This window comes from Rathayibacter rubneri, assembly GCF_023743255.1.
In the GTDB taxonomy this organism is placed as follows: Bacteria; Actinomycetota; Actinomycetes; order Actinomycetales; family Microbacteriaceae; genus Rathayibacter; species Rathayibacter rubneri.
Map to the genome: position 1 here is coordinate 1 of NZ_JAMRYM010000072.1, position 18,027 is coordinate 18,027.

The following is an 18,027-nucleotide window of genomic DNA, read 5'->3' on the forward strand; positions in this document are numbered from 1 at the left end:
CCTCCGCGCGGCCGCCCTCCCCCTCCCGCCACGTCCCCGAGGAACCCCATGCGCATCACCGTCGTCAACCCGAACACGAGCGAGCGGATGACGGAGGCGATCGGCCGGGCCGCCCGCTCCGTCGCCTCGATCGGCACCGAGATCACGGCGGTGACGCCTCCGATGGGCCCGGCCTCGATCGAGAGCCACTACGACGAGGCGCTCGCCGTGCCGGGACTGCTGCACGAGATCGTCCGGGGCGACGCGTCGGGCAGCGACGGCTACGTCGTCGCGTGCTTCGGCGATCCGGGGATCGATGCCGCCCGCGAGCTGGCGCGGGGACCGGTCGTCGGCATCGCCGAGGCCGCGATGCACCTGGCGACCCTCGTCGGCCGCCGCTTCAGCGTCGTGACCACGCTCTCGCGGACCAGCGGACGAGCCTGGGACATCGCGCGCCGGGCGGGCTTCGGCGAGGCGTGCGCCGGCGTCCACGCCTGCGACATCCCGGTGCTCGACCTCGACGACCCTCGCTCCGATGCCCGGCGGGTGGTGCTCGAGGAGTGCGCCGCCGCGCTCGCGGCCGACGGCTCCGACGTGATCGTGCTCGGCTGCGCCGGCATGGCCGACTTCTGCCGCGAGCTCTCCCAGGAGCTGGGCGTGCCGGTGATCGACGGAGTCGCGGCCGCCGTCCGCCTCGTCGAGGGCCTCGTGGCGATGGGCGTCACGACCTCACGCCGCGACGAGTTCGCGACGCCGCGCCCGAAGGCGATGTCCGGCCTGCTCGCTCCGTTCGAGCTCGCCTGACGGCGGCGCGGGGCTGGGAGGATCGGACCATGACGGTCCTCCGCGAACTCGCCCTCGGCGCCCGCCTCTTCCTCCGCGGCTTCGGCACCTGGGTGCGCTCGCCCCGGGCGATGCTGCTGGGGGCGATCCCTCCCCTGATCGTCGGCCTCGTCTTCGTCGGCCTGCTCGTGCTGGTCGTGACCCGGGTGGGCGACGTCGTCACCGCGCTGACGCCGTTCGCCGACGGCTGGAGCGACGCCTGGGCGTCGAGCGCGCGGCTGGCGATCTCGGTCGCCGCGGTCGGGGCGCTCGTCGCCCTGGGCGTCGTGGTCTTCGCGGCCGTCACTCTGCTCGTGGGCGACCCCTTCTACGAGCGGATCTGGCGCGGCGTCGAGAACGAGCTCGGCGGCGTGCCCGACGAGCGCGAGACCGGCTTCTGGAGCGGGCTCGGCCGCTCGCTCCGCGACTCCGCCGCGCTGATCGCCACCTCGGTGGGCATCGGGATCGTGCTCGTGCTGCTGGGCGTGATCCCGGTCGTCGGGCAGATCATCGGCCTTCTCGCGGGCGCCCTCGTCGGCGGGCGGGCGCTCGCCCTCGAACTGACCGGGTTCGCGGGCGACGCACGAGGGATGACGCTGGCCGAGCGCCGCCGGCTCCTCGGCGAGCGTCGAGGGGTGTCCCTCGGGTTCGGAGTCGCGGTCTACCTGGCGTTCCTGATCCCGGGCGGCGCCGTGGTGGCGACCCCCGCCGCCACCGCGGGGGCGACGCTCCTGCTGCGGACGCTGCGGGGCGAGACGACCGAGCGCCCCGCCCCCCGGACGATCAACTGACGCGGCGACGCAGCCGCGCGGTCACGAGGGCCGCGGCGCCGGCGACCAGCGCCAGCGCGCCGATCGGCAGGAGCGCTCCGGCGTCCGAGCCGGTCTCGGCGAGCGCGTGTCCGGCGGTGGGGACGGCCGGGCGGGGCGCGGTCGACACGGTGCCGGTGCTCGTCGGGGACGGCGCCGGGGTCACCGGGATCGTGACGGGGACGACCGGAGCGGGCTCGGGATCGACGGCGGCCGCGAGCGAGAACTCCGCGACCACGAAATCGGGACCGGGGACGGTGCCCGAGTAGCCGCGGTAGATGTAGCGCCCCCTCTTCTCGACCCCGCCGAGCCACCGGGTCTCGACGAGCGGCGGGACCTCGCGGGAGGAGGAGCCGTCTCCGGCGACCGCCTGCCATTCGTCGTCGACCAGGACCTCGATCGTGTAGCTCCACGAGGTGAGGCAGTCGCGCAGCGTCCCGCCCGGGATCGAGATCTCGGTCTGCGTCCCCCCGGAGCCGATGGTCGCGACGCCGGCGAAGTCGATGGGCGACTCGCCCTCCTCGTAGCACTGCTCCGAGACCGGCTCCGGGGTGAGCGTCGGCAGCGGCAGCGGCGGCAGCGGCGGCAGCGAGACGGTGGGCACCGGAGCCGGGGTGAGCGTCGGCGTCGCGGTGGGCGCGGGCGACGACGTGCTCGCCACGGGCGTGGGGGTCGTGGTCGACGCGGCGGCGGCCGGGGCGAGCATCAGGGTCGCTCCGAGGGCGGCGGTAATCAGCAGGGAAGAGGTGGAGCGGAGCATGCGTGTCCTCGCGTGAAGCGCCGATCGTCGGCGGTGGTCCCGGGCGGGTATTCCTACCACGGGGCCGGAGGGCACGGGTAGACGCCCGTTCGGGACGCGCCACTCCCTCCCGCTTGGCCGCCCGTCGCGCGGTCCCCTAGACTCCCCCCGTGCGCACGTCGAACCGAAGCCCCTGGTGGCCCGCCTCCTAGGCGGACCGACGCGCGAACCCCTCGCACACGACCGCCTCGTCCGGGCGGTCGTTCTGCATGTCAGGGCCCGGGTGAGGGACACCCCGAACCAAGGACCACGATGACCTCGCTCCTCTCCCGCATCCTCTCCTCCGACGGATCGCTGCCGTTCGCCGTCGTGCTCCGGCAGGGCCGCTCCGAGGTGGACGTCTTCACCGGCGACGTCGTCGACGTCGACGGGCTCGCCGACATCCCGCTGGACGGCGGGGACGTGCTCACGCTGGTGCCCTACCGCCAGGTGCGCGAGCGCGGGTTCGCCGCGAAGGACGACGGAGCGCCGCTGCGCAACCTCCTCGTCCGCGAACGCGAGAGCGTGCCGCTGGACGAGGCCCTCCGGCTGCTCCCCGAGCGCGAGATCCCGGTCGAGGAGCGCGGCTTCGACGTGCCCGACGAGGAGTACGCCGACATCGTCCGGCACGTGATCGACGACGAGATCGGCCGCGGCGAGGGCGCCAACTTCGTGATCGCCCGCGCCTTCGTCGCGCACACCGACGCCGCTCCGGTCGAGGCGGTGCTGGCCTGGTTCCGCCGCCTGCTGACCGACGAGTCCGGCGCCTACTGGACCTTCGCGATCCACACGCCCGGTGTCGACGGCGCGCAGACCGTGACCGCGGTCGGAGCGACCCCCGAGCGGCACGTCTCGGTCCGCGACGGCGTCGCGATGATGAACCCCATCAGCGGCACCTTCCGCCACCCGGCCGCCGGTCCCACCGGAGAGGAGGTGCTCGCGTTCCTCGCCGACGTGAAGGAGAGCGAGGAGCTCTTCATGGTCGTGGACGAGGAGATGAAGATGATGAGCGCGGTCTGCCCGAACGGCGGACGCATCCTCGGCCCCTTCCTCAAGCAGATGTCGCGCCTCAGCCACACCGAGTACCTCCTCGAGGGGCGCACCGATCTCGACGTCCGCGAGGTGCTGCGCCTGACGATGTTCGCGCCGACCGTCACCGGCTCCCCCATGGAGAACGCCTGCGCCGTCATCGCCGAGTACGAGAAGGAGCCGCGCGGCTACTACTCCGGTGTCCTCGCGCTCTTCGAGCCCGAGGAGCACGGCTACACGGTCGACGCGCCGATCCTCATCCGCACCGCCTACCTCCAGCCCGACGGCCGGCTGACCGTGCCGGCCGGCGCGACCCTGGTGCGCCACTCGACTCCGGAGGGGGAGGTCGCCGAGACGCGCGCCAAGGCCTCGGGGGTGCTGTCGGCTCTCGGGCTCCTGCCGGGTCGCGAGATCCCGCCCGCCGTCGACCTCAACGCGCAGCCCGGGGTCGCCGAGGCGCTCGAGGCGCGCAACGAGCGCCTCGCGTCGTTCTGGCTGCGCCCGCAGGCGCCCGAGCACATCGCGGGTCTCGACGGTCACACCGCCCTGATCGTCGACAACGAGGACCAGTTCACGACGATGCTCGCGCACCAGCTGCGCCACCTCGGCATGGACGCCCGCGTCGAGCGCTGGTCGAGCGTCGAGGACGTGCTCTCGGACGACCTCGTCGTGTTCGGGCCCGGCCCGGGCGATCCGCGCGACGACTCCGAGCCGCGCATCGCGCGCCTGCGCGAGCTGATGACCCAGCGGCTCGACTCCGAGCGTCCGATGCTCGCCGTGTGCCTCAGCCACCAGATGCTGTCGCTGCTCGCCGGGCTGCCGGTCGAGCCGCTGCCCGCGCCGCGCCAGGGCGTGCGACTCGCGGTCGACGTCTTCGGCGAGGAGGTGGCGATCGGCTTCTACAACACCTTCTCGTCGGTGGCGGGGTCGGGTGTCGAGCGCACGCCGCTGCTGGATCTCGAGGTGTCGGGCGACCCGGTCAGCGGAGTGGTCGACGCGCTGCGCGGCCAGCACGTCGCGTCGGTGCAGGGCCACCTGGAGTCGGTCCTGTCCTCGGACGGACTGCGCACGCTCGAGCGCCTCGTGCGCACCGCCACCGCGCAGCCGGCCCGCTCGTGAGCGAGGTGCGGCTGATCGCGTCGGACGCCTACCCGCTGGAGCTGCGGTACGCGATCGCCGACAGCGTGCGGGCCGCTGCCGAGGCGGCCCGCGCTTGGCACGGCCGCGGCGACAAGGTGGCGGCCGACGACGCCGCGGTCGCCGCGATGCGCGCGGTGCTGGCGGACGCCCCCTTCGACGGGACGGTCGTCATCGGCGAGGGCGAGAAGGACGAGGCCCCCATGCTCGCGAACGGCGAGCGGCTCGGCCTGGGGATCCCGCCGTCGTGCGACGTGGCCGTCGATCCGCTCGACGGCACGCGGCTGACCGCCGAGGGACTGCCGGGCTCCGTCTGCGTGATCGCGCTCGCCCCGCGCGGCGCCCTCTTCGATCCGCGCGACGTCTTCTACATGGACAAGCTGGTGTGCTCGGCGGCCGGCGCGGGGGTCGTCTCGCTCGACCGCTCCCCCGGCGACAACGCTCAGGCGCTCGCGGCCGCACTGAGCAAGCCGGTGGAGGAGCTCGTCGTCGCGGTGCTCGACAAGCCGCGGCACACGGCGCTGATCGCCGAGCTGCGGCTCGTCGGCGTCGCGCTGTCGCTGCGGGGCGAGGGCGACGTCTCGGTCGCGATCGAGGCGGCCGACCCCGACGGGGCGGTCGATCTGGTGCTGGGCATCGGCGGAACGCCCGAGGGCGTCGTCGCAGCGTGCGCGGTGCGGGCGCTCGGCGGCGTGATGGAGGGGCGGCTCGCGCCGCAGACGCCGGCGGAGCGCTCGAACGCGCTCGCGGCCGGGCACGACCTGGACCGCCTGCTGCGCCTGGAGGACCTGGTCGCCTCGGACGACGTGCTCTTCGCGGGCTGCGCGGTCTGACTCGCGGCCCGGGCCGCCTCCGGGAAGCAGAAGAACCCCGGCTCGCGAGGAGCCGGGGTTCTTCCCGAACGTAGCGGGAGCGGGACTTGAACCCGCGACACCACGATTATGAGCCGTGTGCTCTAACCACCTGAGCTACCCCGCCGCGCGTTCTTCGCAGACTCGATCTGCGGGAACGGAGCCCCCTGTGGGAATCGGACCCACTACCTCTTCCTTACCAAGGAAGTGCTCTACCAATGAGCTAAGGGGGCGCACCTGCGGGCATCGGACCCGGAGGACCTGCCCCTCTCGGGGCGTGCCCGCGATTTGGCACCGTTAGACAATAGCACCTCGCTGGAGCGGCGGTGACCGCGGGTGGGGCGGTGCTCACCCCGCTGGTCGAGGGGGCGGCGATCTCGATACGCCCGCTGCGCGGGCCACTCGATCAGCAAGGGGGGGGGAGACGGTGCGCGCGGTGCGCAGCATGGAGGAGCTGCTCCGCGAGGGAGGAGCCGCGCCGATCCTGCTGGTCGAGTAGCGCCGCAGGCGCGTATCGAGACCCGCCCCGCTACGAGCGGCTCGCCGCGTCGAGGGAGGCGAGCTCGTCCTCGCCGAGCACGAGGGTGGCCGAGGCGACCAGGGCGGGGAGCTGCTCCATCACGCGGGCGCTCGCGATCGGGGCGACGACTCCGGGCTGCGAGCGGAGCCAGGCGAGAGCGACGGTCGCGACCTCGGTGCCGTGCGCCTCCGCCACCGCGTCGAGGGCCGCGAGCACGCGGCGACCGCGCGCGTCGAGGTACTGCGCGGCTCCGGAGGCGCGGGGCGAGTCGGGAGTGGAGCCGTCGCGGTACTTGCCGGTCAGGAACCCGGACGCGAGGGCGTAGTAGGGCACCACGGCCAGGCCGTGCTCGCGGGCGAGCGGCAGCAGGTCGGCCTCGATGCCGCGCTCGACGAGGTTGTAGTGCGGCTGCAGCGCGACCGGCGCGTGCAGCCCCTCGTCCGAGGCGAACCGCAGCCACTGGGCGATGCGGTCGGCGCTGAAGTTCGAGACGCCGATCGCGCGGACGAGCCCGTCGTCGACCAGCTCCGAGAAGACGCGCGCGATGTCCTCGATCGAGACGGCGTCGTCGTCGAAGTGCGCGTAGTAGAGGTCGATGCGGTCGGTGCGCAGACGCGCGAGCGACGCACGGGCCGCAGCCCGCACGGTGTCGGGGGCGAGGCCCTGGAACTCCGGGTGGCGGCTGACCTTCGTGGCGACGACCACGTCGTCGCGGTCCGAGCGCCGGCTCAGCCACTCGCCGATGATCGTCTCGGACTCGCCGCCCTTGTTGCCGGGCACCCACGCGGAGTAGGAGTCGGCCGTGTCGATGAAGTTCCCGCCCGCGGCGACGTAGCCGTCGAGGACGTCGAACGAGGTCTGGCGTCCCGAGGTCCAGCCGAAGACGTTGCCGCCGAGGGAGAGCGGGAAGACCTCGATGCCGGAGGCGCCGAGGGGGGCGCGGGTGGAGGAGTCGCGGGCGGTGGAGGCGCTGTCGATCGTCATCCTCCGATTCAACCCGCTGGGTGCGGGGTGCTCACTCCCCCTCCGGGCTATGTGGAGCAAGCACTCAGGCGGCACTCCGACCGGGTCGCTCGAGGAACTCCGGCTCGCGCGACGGCTCAGAGGTGCTCGGGCAGCGGGTAGTCGGCGTACGCGAAGCGGGACGAGTCCGGCGCCCAGCCGGCGACGTTGATCGTGCCCTGACCGCCGAAGAGCCGCTCGACGACGCGACCGGGCTCGAGCGAGCCGGCGGGGCGCCCCGCGAGGTCGAGCAGGCGCAGCTCGACCGGGAGGTTCTCGGGGTGCCCGGCGGTGCCGTCCGGGTACGCGAGCGAGAGCAGGTGCGCGCCGTCCGGCGAGACGTGCGGGAACCAGTCGACGGTGTCGGACTCGACGACGCGCTCGAGCCAGGAGCCGTCGCGGCGCATCCGGAACAGCTGCGCCCGTCCGCCGCCGCCGCGCTCCGAGTTGAAGTACAGGAGCTCGCCGTCGGCGTCGAAGTCGACCCCGTCGTCGGGGTGCTCGTCGGAGGTCAGAGCGGTGAGCGGGCCGCCCTCGACGGGCATCGTGTACACGTTCGTGACCCAGCGACCGGACGCGTCCTCGCCGCCGCCGATGAGGGCGAGCAGGGTGCCGTCGGGCGAGACGCCGTGGAGGTAGTGCTTGAATCGAGCGCCCCGCACCTCCTCCGTCAGCCGCCGCGCCGGCGCCGATCCGTCGAGCGCCACGGCGTACAGGTGCCCGTCTCGCGCCGACACGTACGCGAACCCGCCGCCCGGAGCGAGCACGTGGTCGTTGTTGAGCTCCTCCGGCACGCCGTCGAGCGGGATCGGGACCAGCGCACCGGCCCCGGTGCCCTCGAGCGGCAGCCGGAACAGCAGGCCGTCGCCGTTCACCACGAGGCAGGAGCCGTCGGGCGACCAGTTGGGCGCCTCGACGAGCAGGGTGCTCGACTCGAAGACCGTTGTCGACGTGCCGGAGGCGACGTCGTGCACGCGGATCCGGCAGAGCTGGTCGGGGAGCAGGGAGCGGGCCATGCGTCCACGCTAGAGGAGGCCGATGCGGCATCGGAGGGCTGCACGGCGCCGCACGAGCGAGTCAAGCCTTCCCGCACTCAGGTTCCGCCGCTCACCCCTCGGATAAACTCGACCCACGACTGTGCTGGGTGGATCTTGAGAGGAACATGTGATGCTCCTCATCCTCGTGATCTCGTTCGCCCTGGCCGTCGTGACGCCGTGGATCGTCGACCGCTTCGGGCCGAAGACGTTCTACGCCCTGGCGCTCGTACCTGCCGGCACCTTCGTCGCCACGGCCACCGCGCTGCCGACGATCCTGTCGGGCGGTGAGATCCGCGAGAGCGTGCCGTGGATCCCCGCACTCGACATCGCGCTCTCGTTCCGCCTCGACGCGCTCTCGATCGTGCTGGCCCTCGTGGTCAGCGGAGTCGGGGCGCTCGTCCTCGCGTACTGCGCGAGCTACTTCCGCCGGGACGAGCCGTCGCTCGGGCGCTTCGCCGCCCTGCTCTTCGCCTTCGCGGGAGTGATGTACGGGCTGGTCACCGCCGACGACGTGATCATCCTCTTCGTCTTCTGGGAGGCCACGAGCGTCCTCTCGTACCTCCTCATCGGCCACTACAACGGCCGCAAGGAGAGCCGCGGTGCCGGACTCCAGGCCCTGCTGGTGACGACCCTCGGCGGTCTCGCGATGCTGGTCGGCATCGTGATCCTGATCGTCCAGGCGGGCACCACGAGCCTCGCGGGCATCGTCGAGGCGGCACCGTCCGGCCCGATCGTCTCGGTCGCCCTCGTGCTCGTGCTCCTCGGGGCGTTCTCGAAGTCGGCGCTCGTCCCCTTCCACTTCTGGCTGCCGGCCGCCATGGCCGCGCCCACCCCTGTCAGCGCCTACCTGCACGCCGCGGCGATGGTGAAGGCCGGCATCTACCTCGTCGCCCGCCTCGCACCCGGCTTCGCCGACGACTCCGTCTGGCTGCCCGTCGTCGTCAGCGTCGGCGTGTGGACCATGCTCGTCGGCGGCTGGCGCTCGCTCCGCCAGTACGACCTCAAGCTCGTGCTCGCCTACGGCACGGTCAGCCAGCTCGGCTTCCTGACCGTCGCCGTCGGCTTCGGCTCGCGCGACGCCGCCCTCGCGGGACTCACGCTGCTGATCGGCCACGCCCTGTTCAAGGCGCTGCTCTTCCTCGCCGTCGGCATCGTCGACCACCGCGCCGGCACCCGCGACCTGCGCAGGCTCAGCGGACTCGGGCGGCAGGCGCCCGTCCTCGCGGGAGCCGTGCTGCTCGGCGTGCTCTCGATGGCGGGCATCCCTCCGCTGCTCGGGTTCGTCGCCAAGGAGGCCGTCTTCACGAGCCTGATCTCGGCGATCGAGCAGGGCTCGGTCTGGGGCTGGGTGGCGCTTGTCGGACTCGTGCTCGGCTCGATCCTCACCGTGGCCTACTCGGCCCGCTTCTTCTGGGGCGCCTTCGCCCGCAAGAAGGGGCTCGAGGACACGCACCTGCACGAGGAGGCCTGGACCTTCACCGCTCCTCCGGTGCTGCTCGCCGCCGCGAGCGTCGTCTTCGGCATCGGAGCGAACCTCCTCGACCCCCTCGTCGCCGTGTACGCCGACACCCTGCCGTTCGGCGCTCCCGACGGCGATCCGGAGCTCGTCGCCGCGGCCGAGGCCTCCGACCACGGCGGCTACCACCTGGCGCTCTGGCACGGCTTCGAGCCCGCGCTCGGTCTCAGCGCGCTGGTGATCGCGATCGGCCTGCTCCTCTTCGCCAAGCGCGTGACGGTGGCCCGGATCCAGTCGAAGGTGCCGAACCGCATCGACTCGGCCGAGGGCTACTGGGCCACAGTGCGCTGGCTCGACCGCGTCGCCAGCACGGTGACCGAGTTCGTCCAGCGCGGATCGCTCCCCCGCTACCTCACGGTGATCTTCGCCGTCTTCGTCCTCGGGGCGGGCGGCGCCGCCGCGTTCAACCGCACCTGGCCCGACGAGCTCGTCCTCTGGGACACCCCGGGTCAGCTCCCCGTCGCCGCGGTGATGATCCTCGCCGCGGTCCTCTGCGCGATCGCGCGCAACCGCGTCGCCGCGGTGCTGCTCGCCGGAGCGACGGGCTACGGGATGGTCGCGCTCTTCGCCCTCCAGGGCGCTCCCGATCTCGCCCTCACCCAGGCGCTCATCGAGACGGTCACGCTGGTCGTCTTCGTGCTCGTGCTGCGCCGGCTCCCGACCCGGATCGCCGCCAAGCACCAGCCGATGCGCAAGCGCCTGCGCGCGGTCATCGGCATCTCGGTCGGAGCCGTCATGGCCGTCGTCGCGACGATCGCCCTCGGTGCCCGCACCGCGACTCCGATCTCGGTCGACCTGCCGCGCCTCGCCTACGAGGAGGGCAAGGGCCGCAACATCGTCAACGTCCTGCTCGTCGACATCCGCGCCTGGGACACCATGGGCGAGATCTCGGTGCTCGTCGTCGTGGCCACCGGTGTGGCGAGCCTGATCTTCCTCTCGAGCCGGGCCGGAGGAGCGCCGCGGCTCGAGCAGCCCGGCGCCGGCGACCGCCGCGAGCGCGCGAGCGACCTGACCGCTCCCGCCTCCGAGTCCGAGCAAGCCACCGGAGAGGGCGACCGCGGATCCTGGCTCGTCGCCGGCCGCACGCTCCGGCCCGAGAACCGCTCGATCGTGCTCGAGGTGCTCGTGCGCCTCCTGTTCCACCCCGCGATGATCGTCTCGGTCTACCTGCTCTTCACCGGTCACAACACCCCGGGCGGAGGCTTCGCGGGCGGCCTGCTCGCCGGCCTCGCGCTGGTCGCGCGGTACCTCGCGGGCGGTCGCTTCGAACTCGGCGAGGCCGCTCCGATCGACGCCGGGAAGGTGCTCGGCCTCGGACTCCTCTTCGCCGTCGGAACCGCGGTGTCCTCCCTCTTCTTCGGTCTCGAGGTGCTCGAGGCGAGCTGGCTGGACCTGTACCTCCCGGTGCTCGGCGAGCTGCACCTCGGCACCTCCACCCTCTTCGACATCGGGGTCTACCTCATCGTGATCGGACTCGCCCTCGACATCCTGCGCAGCCTCGGCGGCGAGGTCGACCGCCACGGCGAGGAGGCCGAGGAGGGCTCGCCGTCCGGCGACGGCGTCACCCACTCCACCGACAGCACCCCCGGCCCCGGCGCCGGCACGGTCGACGGACTCGAGACGAAGCTCCCCACCGGCTCCACCGTCGTGGGCGGACCGGGGCGGGGGGACGACGCATGAGCACCACCCTCGTCCTCGTCGTCGTGATGGCCGTGATGTACGCCGCCGGCGTCTACCAGATGCTCGAGCGCAGCCTCACCCGGATCCTGATCGGGTTCATCCTCATCGGCAACGCGACCAACATCCTGATCCTGCTGATGGCGGGCCGATCGGGCTTCGCGCCGTTCGTGATCGAGGGGCGCGGCTACGAGGAGACCGCCGAGGGCATGGCCGATCCGCTCCCCCAGGCGCTGATCCTCACCGCGATCGTCATCACCTTCGGCATCACCGCGTTCCTGCTCGCCATGATCTACCGGCGCTGGCGCCTCGCCAACGCCGACCAGGTGGAGGACGACGAGACCGACACCTCGGTGCGCGCCGACGCGGCGGGCATCTCGGCGCAGACCACCGCCGACGACAAGGCGCTCGACGATCTGCTCGAGGCGAGCGACGAGGGCACGGCGGCCCGGCACGGCGAGAGCTCGATGAGCGACGACAGGAAGGAGGATCGATGAACGTCCTGATCCCCCTCGTCGTCACGCTGCCGCTGCTGGGAGCGGCGGTCGCCCTGGTCCTCGGCCGGCACCGCAGGGCGCAGATCCTCGTCAACATCGTCACGCTGTCGGCGGTCCTGGTGATCTCCTCCGTGCTGCTCGTGCTCGTGCTCACGGGCCAGGACGGCGGCAGCGCCGTCTACGTCGGCGGCTGGGAGCCGCCGTGGGGCATCGTGCTGGTCGTCGATCCGCTCGCCGCCCTGATGCTCGTCATCACCTCGATCACGCTGCTCGGCGTCCTGCTGTTCTCGGTGGGCCAGGGCCTGGTCGACGGCAACCGCGAGACGCCGGTCACGATCTTCCACCCGACCTATCTGATCCTCTCCGCGGGCATCCTCAACGCCTTCGTCGCGGGCGACCTCTTCAACCTCTACGTCGGCTTCGAGATCCTGCTGGCCGCGAGCTACGTGCTGATCACCCTCGGCGGCACGGCGCCGCGCATCCGGGCGGGCACGACGTACGTCGTCGTCAGCCTGGTCTCGAGCGTGTTCTTCCTCTCGGCGATCGGCCTGCTCTACGGAGCGACCGGCACCGTCAACATGGCGCAGCTCTCGATCCGCATCGCCGAGCTCCCCGCCGACGTCCAGCTCGTGCTGCACGTCGTGCTGCTGCTGGGCTTCGGGATCAAGGCAGCCGTCTTCCCGCTGTCGTTCTGGCTCCCCGACTCGTACCCGACGGCGCCCGCTCCGGTCACCGCCGTGTTCGCGGGACTGCTCACCAAGGTCGGCGTCTACGCGCTGATCCGCACCGAGACGCTGCTGTTCCCCGGAGACGATCTCAGCGCAGTGCTGCTCGTGGTCTCGCTGCTGACCCTCGTGGTCGGGATCCTCGGCGCGGTCGCGCAGGCCGACATCAAGCGCATGCTCTCGTTCACGCTCGTCTCGCACATCGGCTACATGGTGTTCGGCATCGCGATCGGGACCGAGGCCGGCTACGCCGCGACGATCTTCTACGTCATCCACCACATCACGGTGCAGACGACCCTGTTCCTCGCGACGGGGCTGATCGAGCGCGTGGGCGGGACGACGTCGATCCTGCGGCTCGGCGGGCTGCTCAAGGCCTCGCCGCTGCTGGCCCTGCTCTACTTCATCCCCGCGATGAACCTCGGCGGCATCCCGCCCTTCACCGGGTTCCTCGGCAAGGTCGGGCTGTTCGTGGCCGGCACGGAGTCGGCCGTCGACCAGCCCTCGTGGCTGATCTGGGCCGTCATCGGCGCCGGTGCCGTCACCTCGCTGCTGACCCTCTACGCGGTGGCCCGCGTCTGGAACATGGCGTTCTGGCGCCGCCAGGAGGAGGTGCCCGGCTACGAGTCCCCGCTGATCGACCAGCTGCAGGAGGACCCGCACGACACCGGCACCGTCCGCACGCGCCACTCGCCGCCGATGATGGTCCTCGCGACCGCCGGCATGGTGCTCGTGAGCGTCGGACTGACCCTCGGCGCCGGTCCGCTCTACGACGCGAGCGCGCGCGCCGCACGGGACATCGCGGATCCGTCGACGTACATCGCGACCGTGTACCGCGACTCGTCCTTCGGAGAGGAGGGCCCCCGATGAGCCCCCGCCGCCGCGTCGACGTGTGGAACCGCGTCGCCATGTTCGTGACCCTCGTCGGCATCTGGGTGCTGCTCTGGGACGACGTCTCGGTGCTCTCGATCGCGTCGGGCTTCCTCATCGCCCTGCTGATCACCCGGGTCTTCTACCTGCCTCCGGTCGAGTTCTCGAACCGCATCAACCCGTGGTTCGTGCTGCTCTTCCTGCTGAGGCTCGCTCTCGACATCGCGATCGCCTCCGTGCGGGTCTCGTGGCAGATCCTCACCCTGCCCGTCCCCGTGCACAACGCGATCGTCGCCGTCCACCTGCGCAGCCGCTCCGAGGGCATGCTCGTCTGGACCACCGAGGCGGTCTCGCTCGTGCCCGGCTCGCTCGTGATCGACGTCGACCCGCAGCAGAACGTGCTCTACCTGCACGTGCTCGGCGTCACCCACGACGAGGGCGAGCGCATCGAGGAGGTGCGCCGCACCGTGCTGCGGACCGAGGCGCGCATCGTCCGCGCCATCGGCTCGAAGGACGACGTCGCCCGGGTGAGCGAGCCGCTCGACGAGAGGGCAGGGGCGATCCGATGATCGACTGGCTCGTCTGGGTCCTCGTGCCCCTCTTCGGCATCGCCTGCCTGCTCGCGCTCGTGCGCATCCTGATCGGCCCCTCCGTGCTCGATCGCGTGGTCGCCGCCGACGTGCTCGTCGCGACGATCATCTGCGGCATCGGCGCCGAGATGGCGGTGAACGAGCACGCGACCACCCTGCCCGTCGCCCTCGGGCTCGCGCTCTTCGCGGTGTTCGGCTCGATCAGCGTCGCCAAGTTCATGGCCAACCGCGAGGAGGACTGAGATGGACGCCGTGCTCGACATCCTCACCGCCGTGCTCCTGATCATCGGAGCGGCGCTGTCGCTGATCGCCGCCGTCGGCCTGATGCGGTTCGACGATCTGCTCTCGCGGATGCACGCGGGCACCAAGCCGCAGGTCCTCGGCCTCATCTGCGTGATGCTGGCCGTCGCGATCCGCAATCCGGGCTTCGCCGCGGCCGGCACGATCATCCTCGTGATCGGGTTCCAGCTGCTCACCGTCCCGGTCTCGGCGCACATGGTGGGCCGAGCGGCCTACCGGGCCGAGGCCGTCTCGACCGGGTACCTCGTGGCGGACGAGCTCGCCGAGGCCGTGTCCCGAGCCGACGAGCAGGCCCGGACGACGACGGGTCCGGAGTCGGGGCACACCTCGGAGGAGGCGGCGCGCACCTCCCGCGCCCCGCAGCCCGAGGACGAGGACGGACCGGCCGCGACGGCGTAGACCGGCCGTGCTGCGCGACCAGGCCCGGAACGGGGTCCGGTCGCGCCGGGAGTGCCCGCCCGGCGTCGTCTTGCGGACGGGCGTCTGCGCGAGTGGCCGCGAAGCGGGTTGCGGAGCGAGCGCAGACCCCGCTCCGCGTCGACTCCTGCACGGGCACCCGCATGAGTCGCCGCTAGACGGGTTCCGGAGCGAGCGCAGACCCCGCTCCGCGTCGACTCGCGGACTGGCACCCGCACGAGTGGCCGCGAAGCGGGCCCTCGACCATCCGCGGGCCCCGTTCAGCACCGACTCGCGGGCACCCCTCCGCCCGAGTAGCCGCGAGACGGGTCGCGGAGCGAGCGCAGGGAGCGGTCGGCAGCGACCCGCGGACACGCGCCTGCCCGAGTGCACGCGGAACGGCTCCGGAGCGGGCGCAGGCGCTCAGCGCAGAAGAACCGCTCCGGACACCGCCGCGCCCTGCGCACCCGTCAGGGTCCGCGCCGCGAAGCCGCCGACGGCGAGCGTCGCGGCGAGCAGGCCGCCGATCAGCAGCACCAGCAGCGGCACCACCCAGAGCAGCGCCCTGCGGCGGCGGGCGCGGGCCTCGTCGGGAGTCTCGTCCATCACCCGTCGACCCTACGACGTCGCGCACCACCTGCCCCTGAGGGGTGCTCTATCCTGGCCGCATGCCCCTCGAATCCCCTGTTTCCGGCGCGCCCGCGGACGAGTCGGTCGTGTTCCCCACCGACTCGCCGAGCACCCCCGGGGCGGAGTGGTGGCGCACCGCCGTCATCTACCAGATCTACCCGCGGTCCTTCGCGGACGCCGACGGCGACGGCATCGGCGACCTCCCGGGCATCGCGGGCCGCCTCGACAGCCTGGCCGAGCTGGGCGTCGACGCGATCTGGCTCTCCCCCTTCATGACCTCGCCACAGAAGGACGCCGGCTACGACGTGGCCGACTACTGCGACGTCGATCCGCTCTTCGGCACCCTCGCCGACTTCGACGCGATGCTCGCCCGCGCGCACGCGCTGGGCATCCGCATCATCGTCGACCTCGTGCCCAACCACTCCTCCAGCGCCCACCGCTGGTTCCAGGAGGCGCTCGCGGCGCCGGCCGGCAGCGCCGAGCGCGCGCGCTACCTCTTCCGCGACGGCCGCGGCGAGACGGGCGAGCTGCCGCCGAACAACTGGGAGTCGGTCTTCGGCGGCCCCGCCTGGACCCGGGTGACCGAGCCCGACGGCACCGCCGGCCAGTGGTACCTCCACCTCTTCGACACCACTCAGCCCGACTTCGACTGGACGAACGAGTGGGTGCGCGAGCGCTTCCGCGAGGTCCTGCGCTTCTGGCTCGACCGCGGCGTCGACGGGTTCCGCGTCGACGTGGCCCACGGCATGATCAAGGCCGAGGGCCTGCCCGACTACACGCCCCCCGCCGACAGCGGATCGATGGGCGGAGTCGCGCCCGCCGACGACCCGGACCCCGAGACGGCCCCCTACTGGGCGCAGGACGGCGTGCACGAGATCTACCGTGACTGGCACGAGCTGCTCGCCGAGTACCCGGCCGACCGCGTGCTCTGCGCCGAGGCGTGGGTGCAGCCCCTGCCGAAGCTCGCGCGCTGGGTGCGCCCCGACGAGATGCACCAGGCCTTCAACTTCGCCTATCTCGAGACCCCCTGGGCCGGCCCCGCGCTGCGCGAGATCATCGACTCCTCCCTCACCGCCTTCGCCGCGGTCGGTGCTCCGTCGACCTGGGTGCTCTCGAACCACGACGTCGTGCGCCACGCGAGCCGCCTGGCGCTCACCGCCGACAACCCCCAGGGCTACGGCATCGGCCCGAAGAGCGCCGGGCTGCCCGACCCCGTGCTGGGCCTGCGCCGCGCCCGCGCCGCGACGGCGCTCATGCTCGCGCTGCCCGGCTCGGCGTACATCTACCAGGGCGAGGAACTCGGCCTCCCGGAGGCGATCGACCTGCCCGACGCGTCCCGCCAGGACCCCACGTGGTTCCGCACGAAGGGCGAGCGCTACGGCCGCGACGGCTGCCGCGTCCCGCTCCCGTGGGAGGCCGACGCTCCCGCGTACGGGTTCAGCCCGACCGGCGACTCCTGGCTCCCCCAGCCCGGCGACTGGGCGCCCCTCGCCCGGGACGCCCAGCGCGGAGTGGACGGCTCGACCTACGAGCTCTACCGCGCCCTGCTCGCGGAGCGTCGCGCCTCGCGACTCGGCGAGGGCACGATCGAGTGGCTCGAGGGCTGGCCGGAGGAGGTCGTCGCGTTCCGCACCGGGAGCCTCACCGTGATCGCGAACACGGGCGCGGAGCCGGTGGACCTGCCTGCGGGCGCGATCGTGCTCGCGTCCGAGGCTCTCACCGGGCCGGTGCTGCCGGGCGACACGACGGTCTGGCTCCGCGCGAGCTGAGCCGGCGGGGCCGACGCGACGGTCCACCGGCCCCTGCACGATCTGCAGGGGTCCGCACGATCTGCAGGGGTCCGCACCATCCGCAGGGGTCTGCACCATCCGCAGGGGTCCGTACGATCTGCAGGGGATGCGGGGCGGTCGGCGGGCGAGTCCGCGGATGATCGCGCTCCATCGCCGCGTGCCCCTGCAGACGGGACGAAGTCCTGCAGATCGGACGAAGTCCTGCAGATCGCACGAAGTCCTGCAGATCGGACGGACCCCTGCAGATGCCACAGAAACCTGCAGATCACACGGGCCCTGCAGACCTGACAGGGCCCTGCAGATCGTGCGCGCCACGGTGGCGGCCCCGGACCGGCACCTGACGCGCCCGGCGGATCAGCGCCCGGCGTTGGCCTTCAGCCAGAGGTACGAGTCGACCTTCGTGACACCGTCGATGCGGATCTCGAAGTGCAGGTGCGGACCGGTCGACATGCCGGTGCTGCCGACGAGCCCGAGCAGCTGGCCGACCTTCACCGGGTCGCCCTCCTTCACGGCCGCGGTGCCGTGCTGCATGTGCGCGTAGACGCTCGAGACGAGCTCGCCGTCGATCTCGTGGTCGACGATGACGTGCACTCCGAGCGAGCCCTCGCCGTCGATGACGGTGCGCACGACTCCGTCGGCGATCGCCTGGATCGGCGAGCCGTTGCCGGGGTTGAAGTCGGTGCCGCCGTGGTTGACCGAGCAGCCCGCGCAGTTGCGGTAGCCGAAGCGGTCGCCGACCGGCACGCCGACCGCGAAGGGCCACTGGATCGAGGCGTTCTGGTCGTTCGTGAAGCCGGTGTCGGAGGTGCGGACGATGGCGGCGACGTTCGTCTGCGTCTTGCGCTCCTGCACTCCGAAGGAGTCGCGGGCGACGGTCTCGGCGCCGACCGCGCCGGCGACGAAGGACTGCGAGCCCTCGCGCTGGGAGGAGCCGGGGGCGATCAGCGAGGTCAGGTTCTGCGCCTGCACGTCCTCGGCGGTGAGCAGCGAGGTCGCGGGCAGCGAGGTCGCGGCGACGATCGCGGCGGCGAAGGACATCGCGACGAGTCCGCCGACGCGGGGGCGCTGGGCACGC

General features: G+C 72.4%; 16 protein-coding genes and 2 tRNA genes. 11 read left to right on the top strand and 7 right to left on the bottom strand.

Translation table 11 applies throughout. The features are described 5' to 3' along the window. Window positions 1-48: 48 nt before the first annotated feature. Window positions 49-783, top strand: a complete 735-nt coding sequence (locus NB037_RS14280) for an aspartate/glutamate racemase family protein (protein WP_251946782.1) — start codon at window positions 49-51, stop codon at window positions 781-783. Between the two features lie 29 nt (window positions 784-812). Then, complete coding sequence (locus tag NB037_RS14285) at window positions 813-1,592, top strand: EI24 domain-containing protein (protein WP_251946784.1); 780 nt, start codon at window positions 813-815, stop codon at window positions 1,590-1,592. Here the strand turns inward: NB037_RS14285 and NB037_RS14290 are convergent. Further along, window positions 1,585-2,370: a hypothetical protein gene (locus NB037_RS14290; protein WP_251946786.1), complete on the bottom strand. Its 786-nt coding sequence runs from the start codon at window positions 2,368-2,370 to the stop codon at window positions 1,585-1,587. The genes NB037_RS14285 and NB037_RS14290 overlap by 8 nt on opposite strands. A 291-nt stretch (window positions 2,371-2,661) precedes the next feature. Here NB037_RS14290 and NB037_RS14295 point away from each other — a divergent pair, with 291 nt between their 5' ends. Next, window positions 2,662-4,536 (top strand): anthranilate synthase family protein, encoded by a 1,875-nt coding sequence (locus tag NB037_RS14295; protein ID WP_251946788.1) that lies wholly within the window; start codon window positions 2,662-2,664, stop codon window positions 4,534-4,536. Further along, window positions 4,533-5,387: a class II fructose-bisphosphatase family protein gene (locus NB037_RS14300; RefSeq protein WP_251946790.1), complete on the top strand. Its 855-nt coding sequence runs from the start codon at window positions 4,533-4,535 to the stop codon at window positions 5,385-5,387. The genes NB037_RS14295 and NB037_RS14300 overlap by 4 nt, the downstream gene beginning before the upstream one ends. A gap of 71 nt (window positions 5,388-5,458) precedes the next feature. Here the strand turns inward: NB037_RS14300 and NB037_RS14305 are convergent. The 4 genes from NB037_RS14305 to NB037_RS14320 all read right to left on the bottom strand — a co-directional run bounded on the left by NB037_RS14305 (window position 5,459) and on the right by NB037_RS14320 (window position 7,943). Continuing rightward, window positions 5,459-5,532: transfer RNA gene (locus tag NB037_RS14305), tRNA-Met, on the bottom strand. Window positions 5,533-5,566: 34 nt separating this feature from the next. Continuing rightward, window positions 5,567-5,638 (bottom strand) — tRNA-Thr (locus tag NB037_RS14310). 296 nt (window positions 5,639-5,934) lie between these two features. Beyond that, window positions 5,935-6,909 (bottom strand): aldo/keto reductase, encoded by a 975-nt coding sequence (locus NB037_RS14315; protein ID WP_251946792.1) that lies wholly within the window; start codon window positions 6,907-6,909, stop codon window positions 5,935-5,937. Between the two features lie 116 nt (window positions 6,910-7,025). Beyond that, a complete protein-coding gene (locus tag NB037_RS14320) occupies window positions 7,026-7,943 on the bottom strand; it encodes a TolB-like translocation protein (protein ID WP_251946794.1) in 918 nt (305 codons plus the stop codon). 151 nt (window positions 7,944-8,094) lie between these two features. Between NB037_RS14320 and NB037_RS14325 the strand changes: the two genes are divergently transcribed. From NB037_RS14325 to mnhG, 6 genes are read left to right on the top strand one after another with little or no spacing between them, the layout of a single operon-like run. Beyond that, entirely contained in the window at window positions 8,095-11,160 is a 3,066-nt protein-coding gene (locus NB037_RS14325) for a Na+/H+ antiporter subunit A (RefSeq protein ID WP_251946795.1), read from the top strand. Next, window positions 11,157-11,654, top strand: a complete 498-nt coding sequence (locus NB037_RS14330) for a Na(+)/H(+) antiporter subunit C (RefSeq protein WP_207404617.1) — start codon at window positions 11,157-11,159, stop codon at window positions 11,652-11,654. The genes NB037_RS14325 and NB037_RS14330 overlap by 4 nt, the downstream gene beginning before the upstream one ends. Beyond that, on the top strand, window positions 11,651-13,246 hold the full coding sequence (locus NB037_RS14335; RefSeq protein WP_251946797.1) for a Na+/H+ antiporter subunit D: 1,596 nt from the start codon (window positions 11,651-11,653) through the stop codon (window positions 13,244-13,246). The genes NB037_RS14330 and NB037_RS14335 overlap by 4 nt, the downstream gene beginning before the upstream one ends. Beyond that, entirely contained in the window at window positions 13,243-13,815 is a 573-nt protein-coding gene (locus NB037_RS14340; RefSeq protein ID WP_251946799.1) for a Na+/H+ antiporter subunit E, read from the top strand. The genes NB037_RS14335 and NB037_RS14340 overlap by 4 nt, the downstream gene beginning before the upstream one ends. Further along, window positions 13,812-14,078 carry an MrpF/PhaF family protein gene (locus NB037_RS14345; protein ID WP_251946800.1) on the top strand — a complete coding sequence of 89 codons (267 nt, stop codon included), beginning with the start codon at window positions 13,812-13,814 and terminating at the stop codon, window positions 14,076-14,078. The genes NB037_RS14340 and NB037_RS14345 overlap by 4 nt, the downstream gene beginning before the upstream one ends. A 1-nt stretch (window position 14,079) precedes the next feature. Further along, window positions 14,080-14,535: a monovalent cation/H(+) antiporter subunit G gene (gene mnhG / locus NB037_RS14350; RefSeq protein ID WP_251946802.1), complete on the top strand. Its 456-nt coding sequence runs from the start codon at window positions 14,080-14,082 to the stop codon at window positions 14,533-14,535. 420 nt (window positions 14,536-14,955) lie between these two features. Here the strand turns inward: mnhG and NB037_RS14355 are convergent, their stop codons facing one another. Beyond that, window positions 14,956-15,138, bottom strand: a complete 183-nt coding sequence (locus tag NB037_RS14355) for a hypothetical protein (RefSeq protein ID WP_251946804.1) — start codon at window positions 15,136-15,138, stop codon at window positions 14,956-14,958. 62 nt (window positions 15,139-15,200) lie between these two features. Between NB037_RS14355 and NB037_RS14360 the strand changes: the two genes are divergently transcribed. Then, complete coding sequence (locus tag NB037_RS14360) at window positions 15,201-16,931, top strand: glycoside hydrolase family 13 protein (RefSeq protein ID WP_251946806.1); 1,731 nt, start codon at window positions 15,201-15,203, stop codon at window positions 16,929-16,931. 375 nt (window positions 16,932-17,306) lie between these two features. Here NB037_RS14360 and NB037_RS14365 read toward each other — a convergent pair. Continuing rightward, window positions 17,307-18,027 (bottom strand): M23 family metallopeptidase (locus NB037_RS14365; RefSeq protein WP_279308946.1); only part of this gene is annotated, 721 nt, incomplete at its 5' end.

Bases quoted from the DNA above. Each gene is read 5' to 3' on its own strand.
- NB037_RS14280 (WP_251946782.1), top strand. From the start codon at position 49: ATGCGCATCACCGTCGTCAACCCGAACACGAGCGAGCGGATGACGGAG.
- NB037_RS14285 (WP_251946784.1), top strand. From the start codon at position 813: ATGACGGTCCTCCGCGAACTCGCCCTCGGCGCCCGCCTCTTCCTCCGC.
- NB037_RS14290 (WP_251946786.1), bottom strand. From the start codon at position 2,370: ATGCTCCGCTCCACCTCTTCCCTGCTGATTACCGCCGCCCTCGGAGCG.
- NB037_RS14295 (WP_251946788.1), top strand. From the start codon at position 2,662: ATGACCTCGCTCCTCTCCCGCATCCTCTCCTCCGACGGATCGCTGCCG.
- NB037_RS14315 (WP_251946792.1), bottom strand. From the start codon at position 6,909: ATGACGATCGACAGCGCCTCCACCGCCCGCGACTCCTCCACCCGCGCC.
- NB037_RS14320 (WP_251946794.1), bottom strand. From the start codon at position 7,943: ATGGCCCGCTCCCTGCTCCCCGACCAGCTCTGCCGGATCCGCGTGCAC.
- NB037_RS14325 (WP_251946795.1), top strand. From the start codon at position 8,095: ATGCTCCTCATCCTCGTGATCTCGTTCGCCCTGGCCGTCGTGACGCCG.
- NB037_RS14330 (WP_207404617.1), top strand. From the start codon at position 11,157: ATGAGCACCACCCTCGTCCTCGTCGTCGTGATGGCCGTGATGTACGCC.
- NB037_RS14335 (WP_251946797.1), top strand. From the start codon at position 11,651: ATGAACGTCCTGATCCCCCTCGTCGTCACGCTGCCGCTGCTGGGAGCG.
- NB037_RS14340 (WP_251946799.1), top strand. From the start codon at position 13,243: ATGAGCCCCCGCCGCCGCGTCGACGTGTGGAACCGCGTCGCCATGTTC.
- NB037_RS14345 (WP_251946800.1), top strand. From the start codon at position 13,812: ATGATCGACTGGCTCGTCTGGGTCCTCGTGCCCCTCTTCGGCATCGCC.
- mnhG (WP_251946802.1), top strand. From the start codon at position 14,080: ATGGACGCCGTGCTCGACATCCTCACCGCCGTGCTCCTGATCATCGGA.
- NB037_RS14355 (WP_251946804.1), bottom strand. From the start codon at position 15,138: ATGGACGAGACTCCCGACGAGGCCCGCGCCCGCCGCCGCAGGGCGCTG.
- NB037_RS14360 (WP_251946806.1), top strand. From the start codon at position 15,201: ATGCCCCTCGAATCCCCTGTTTCCGGCGCGCCCGCGGACGAGTCGGTC.